This window comes from Nocardia wallacei, assembly GCF_029869545.1.
Lineage (GTDB): Bacteria > Actinomycetota > Actinomycetes > Mycobacteriales > Mycobacteriaceae > Nocardia > Nocardia wallacei_A.
Window position 1 is genome coordinate 1 of the sequence record NZ_JARWQD010000124.1, and the last position, 4,538, is coordinate 4,538.

At 71.7% G+C, this 4,538-nt stretch carries 4 protein-coding genes; all 4 read right to left on the reverse strand.

Going from position 1 to position 4,538, the window contains the following annotated elements; all coding sequences use genetic code 11:
• Nucleotides 1-180: 180 nt before the first annotated feature.
• Nucleotides 181-792 carry a hypothetical protein gene (locus tag QH290_RS09905; RefSeq protein WP_280382628.1) on the reverse strand — a complete coding sequence of 204 codons (612 nt, stop codon included), beginning with the start codon at nt 790-792 and terminating at the stop codon, nt 181-183.
• An 85-nt stretch (nt 793-877) separates the two neighbouring features.
• Nucleotides 878-1,357: a hypothetical protein gene (locus QH290_RS09910; RefSeq protein ID WP_280382629.1), complete on the reverse strand. Its 480-nt coding sequence runs from the start codon at nt 1,355-1,357 to the stop codon at nt 878-880.
• 82 nt (nt 1,358-1,439) lie between these two features.
• Nucleotides 1,440-3,137 (reverse strand): vWA domain-containing protein, encoded by a 1,698-nt coding sequence (locus QH290_RS09915; RefSeq protein WP_280382630.1) that lies wholly within the window; start codon nt 3,135-3,137, stop codon nt 1,440-1,442.
• A 71-nt stretch (nt 3,138-3,208) separates the two neighbouring features.
• Nucleotides 3,209-4,375, reverse strand: coding sequence for an AAA family ATPase (locus QH290_RS09920; RefSeq protein ID WP_280382631.1), 1,167 nt, complete (start codon nt 4,373-4,375; stop codon nt 3,209-3,211).
• Nucleotides 4,376-4,538 lie beyond the last annotated feature (163 nt).

Below are 4,538 nucleotides of genomic sequence, written 5' to 3' on the forward strand. Positions count from 1 at the left end.
CTGGCCGGGGGCCGCCCTCTGATCCGCCCCCTCTTTCGCCTGGGTCCCTTTAATCGCGGCGGCGCCCGGGGTTTTTTGGGCTAATGCCCGGGGGGGGCCCGCGACCGCGGTCGTCATTTCGCCGCCTCCGCGCCCCCCCCCCCCCCCCCCCCCGGCGCGGGCGGGCGGGCCCGGTCGGGGTTACCTGGATGGGGGCGGGGATGCGGTGCGCGGGCCGCTGGCGGGGTGGCCCGCAGCGGGTGTGCTGTCGTGGTAGGCGTCGGCAATGGCGGTGGCGCGGGCGTCGAGCCACACGTTGAGCGCGGGCGTGTATTCGCGCTCCCCGGCGCGGGTGCGGTCGACGATGAACGCGGCGCAAATCGGTTCGTCGGCCAGGAACACGGTGAAAGTCGTGTCCTCGTATGTGGTTTCGGTCCACGCGCCGCCGGGACACGGAGTCCAGGTGGTTTCGGTCGCGGCGCGGTCGAACACGACCAGCGCCTCGCGGATGTCCCGGGTGCGCATGTGCCCGGTCTGCCCGCACACCGTTGCCCACTGGTCGGGGTGGTGGGCGTGGTCGGCCCACCACCCGCACCGCCCGCAGGTGCGGCGGTCGCCGGGGTCCATACCCCACCGCACCAGCAAGTCTTCACAGGCAAGCGCCGTCTCCAGATCATCGGCGGCGCAAGCCCGCTCACGATCGGCATGCACGCTGTCGCGGAATTCCCGGCGTTTACGCGCCGCGATCACATCACGCGGGCGCAAATACCGTGCGCCCCCACCGATCGGTTCGGGATACATTCGAGGTGCCATGTCGTCACTCCTGACTGTGGTTGCGGTAGTAGCTATTTCGTGCCCCGGACGGGGCAGCCCTGTGGCGGGGTTCGGCGGGTTCACGTCACGTGCCGCAGTCGTCGTCGCATTGCCGGGTGGCGTGGCTGGTGATGAACGGGCAGGTGTCGCGGTGAGCCTTGGTGAAGGTGACCGAGCCGTCGGGGTGTTCGATGATGTGCATGCGGTGGCCGTGGCGGGTGGCCCAGTCGATGTCGCCGGGGTCGACGGTCTGTTCCCCGTGGTAGCTGTACGTGGTGGCCAGCAGTGCCTCGATCCCACCGAGCACACGCGCTGTCACGGTCGTAGTGCGGGTCCATGCGAGGGGCAGTCGCCCCCCGCCGGTGAGGTGGGTGTCGAGGGCGTCCATCAGCTCGGTCGCGTCGCGGTACAGCTCTTCGAGCCGGTCGTGGTGTTCGGCGGCCTCGCCCGGTGGCTCGACGCGGTCCTCGTCGGCGGTGTGGGCGGTAATCGTTTCGGCGATGACCCAGCGTGTGGCCCGGAACTGGTTGAGGATGTCGTCGGGGTCGAGGGTGTTGTCAGCCATGGCGCGAATCTCCTTGCGATCGAATCGGTTTCGGTGCTTCCGTCTGCCGGGCGCGGTGTGCGCCGCGCCCGGCAAACGCGGGTTATGCGCTGCGTACGGCGGTGATGGCGGCGCGGGCGATGGTGGCGGCGGTGGCGGCCGGGTCGGTGAGGGTGTGCACGGTCGCGCCGGTCATGGGGTTGACGTCGTAGGTGTCGGGGACCAGCCACAGCACCGCGCATCCGCTGGCGCGCAACCGATTCAGCCGCTGCTGTCCGGGGGCGCGGGTAGCTGCCTCGAACACCCCGTCGGAGATGATCACCAACAGCCGCGTGTTCTCCGGTCGCGTCAGCCCGAGCGCGCCGTCGAGGGCGTCGATGGCGGTGTCGATGGGATGACGCCAGTCGGGCGCGTCGAAGTCGGTCACCTGTTTCGGGGTCGCGCCCGGGTAGGTGATCGGGAGCACGCTGTTGCCGAAGGTCACGGTGGCGGTGTCGGCGGGCATGGTGGCCTGATCGGCGGCGTTGGCGATGATCCACGCGGCCGAGGCCACGGCCTCGGTGTAGTCGCCCATCGATCCGGACACGTCGCAGGCGATCCCGACCCGCAACGGCGGCACCTCGACCGGGCGGGTCACGCGGCGGGTGAACGGTTGCGCGGTCGGTACCGCCCCGGCGGCACGCTGTGCTTCCTGCGCCAGCACGCCGCGCATCCGCAACCGGCCCGGCGGCACCGCCGAGGTTTTCGTCGTGACGGCGCGCTCGCGCTGGCTGGCGGTATTCAACGCCCGCGCCACCACCCGCGCGGCGGCACGTTCCCGATCGCGCGGCGCGCGCACGGCGCGGCCGGTACCGGACCCGGAACGGGGTCGTTTGCCGAACACCTTTGCCGCTGTGCGGGCGGCATTCTCGCTGCGGCGGGCCTCTTCCCGTGCTTCCTCTTCGGCCTCGTCGGCCGGATCCGGCGGTGGCTCGTAGGCGGCGACGGCGGCGGCGATGTCGCCGAGGGTGCCGGTGATCGCAGCACCCAAGGGCGAGTCGGGTTGTGGGGTGGTGTGTGGTTCGGGGCCGACCAGCGCGGCCCAGCGGCGGCCGAGTTCGATCATGCCGGTGGTGTTGGTGTCCGACAGGCGGTGCGCGATGCGCCACAGGGTCCGCAACTGGCGCAGCACATCCCGGCCGAGCACCTCCTCGATCGCATCGGCAGCCGGGGCGCATTCGGCCTCGTCGAGCACGCCCGCATCGATACGGGCCAGCATCAACGCGGCAGCCTGCGCAGCGGCATAACGGGTCGGCGCGAGCCGCGCGACAACCTCCTCGCCGCCGATGTCGGCGAACACCAGCTCGCGGACACACGCCCGCAACCAATGCCGGTCGGCGGGGCGGCGGCGCAACTGAGCGGCCTCGATCCGGGACTCCTCCAAAACGATTGCCGCACTGGCGATGTCGGGATCGGTGCCCGGGGGCGGATCCCACCCGCTGTGGGCGGCGTGGGCGCATTCGTGGGTCAGCGCACCCCAGGTCGGGGCGTACCGGTAGCGGTCGGCGTGACGCCACGGGCGCGCGGTGGTGGGGTCGATGCCCAGGTTCGCGCCCTCGATCGCGATGATGGCGGGGGCCGGAAGGAAGCACGCCAGATCCCCACCGGCAGCGCCGGGGGCGATGACCACGGTGAGGTCGTTGCGGTCGGCAATGGGCTGGGCGGCGGCGGTCATCGCGTCGGACAGGGCTCGCCATCCCGCGCGGGCGGGCGGCGCGGCGGGTGTAGCGGTGGGGGCGGTGATCACGTGCGGGGTAACCATGGCGGGGGTATCCCTTCGGGGTTGGGGCCGGTCCCCCGGGGTGGCCCCCGGGGGGGTGTGCCGGGCGGGGGTCAGCTGGTGATGCGGGCACCGAGGGTGAGGGGCTTGTAGCCCTTGCCGCCGAATTCGGCGGTGATGACCTCGGCGACGATGTCGCGGTCCTCTTCCGGGGCGGTGCCGACCAGGTTGGCCGCAGCGGTCGGAACATCTACGGCCGCAGCGATTTTCGCGAACGCCAGCAACTCGCGTAGTTGCGGAGCCCATCCGATCTCGCATTTGGCGACCCGTGCGGCCAGTGCCCGCGCCGCGCGCACCGCACGCGGGTCCACCCCGAGTCCGGTCGCGAGGTCGTAGTCCGAGGTCACTTCCACCTGAAACGCGAACCGCGACGCCAGCGCGTCGGACAGGATCGCGCCGTGTACGCCGGGGTTGTGTCCCGCGACCACGAAGAATCCGGGCTCGGCTTTGACGACCTCGCCGCCGTTGGCCTTGATCACGAACTCCCCGCGCCCGTCCATGACCGGGTACACCGCCGCGAGCACGCTGGGCGGTATCAAGGTCGCATCGTCGATGAACAGCACCGCCCCCGCGCGCATCGCGCGCACCAGCGGACCGTGCACGAACTCGAAACGGCCGTCCGGGGTTTGCGTGTACTCACCCGCGATATCGGCCACCGTGGTATCCGAATCCCCTTGCACGGTATACAGATCCGGGAACGCGGCCTCGATCAGCGACGTTTTACCGGTGCCCGGTGGCCCGTACAGCAGCACGGGAACCCCGGCGGTGCGCATCGTGCGCAGCACTTCCACATCGGATCGGCCCGCGAGCTGGCGCAGGTGGTAGTCCTGCCCGTTCGGGCGGGCCACGGTCTTACCCGGCACCGGGGCGGGCGCGCTGGCTTTGCCCTTGCCTTTCCCTGTGCCTTTGCTGGTGGGGGCGGCCGGTTTCGGCGCGGGGGCCGGGGCCGGGGCGGGCGCACCGACCGCAGCGGCGGCGGTGGCGGCGGTGGCGCGGTAGCGCAACGGTTTCGCGCTGGTTTGTTCGGCCTGTCCGTCGTCGGTGAGCTTTTTCAGCGCGTTACCGATCGCACCGGACGACCGCGAGATCAGTTTCGCGATGTCGCGGGGCGTGTAGTCGGTGGACGGGTTGTCGGCGAGCACTTGCGCGACCATCCGGCGCAACTCACCGCTCCCCAGACGCGCGGACGGGGCGGCCGTAGCAGGGGCGGGGGATGTCATCGTGGAAACTCCTTGCAAGCGGGACGGATACGAATCCGGGGCGGAAACCGTGCCCCGGGGCCCCCCGGGCCCCCGGGCCGGGGGGGGGGGGGAGAGGGGGGACCGGGCGCCCGGTTTGCACCAGGACCGTACGGCGGGCCGGGCCCCCCGGGGGCGCGCCCCC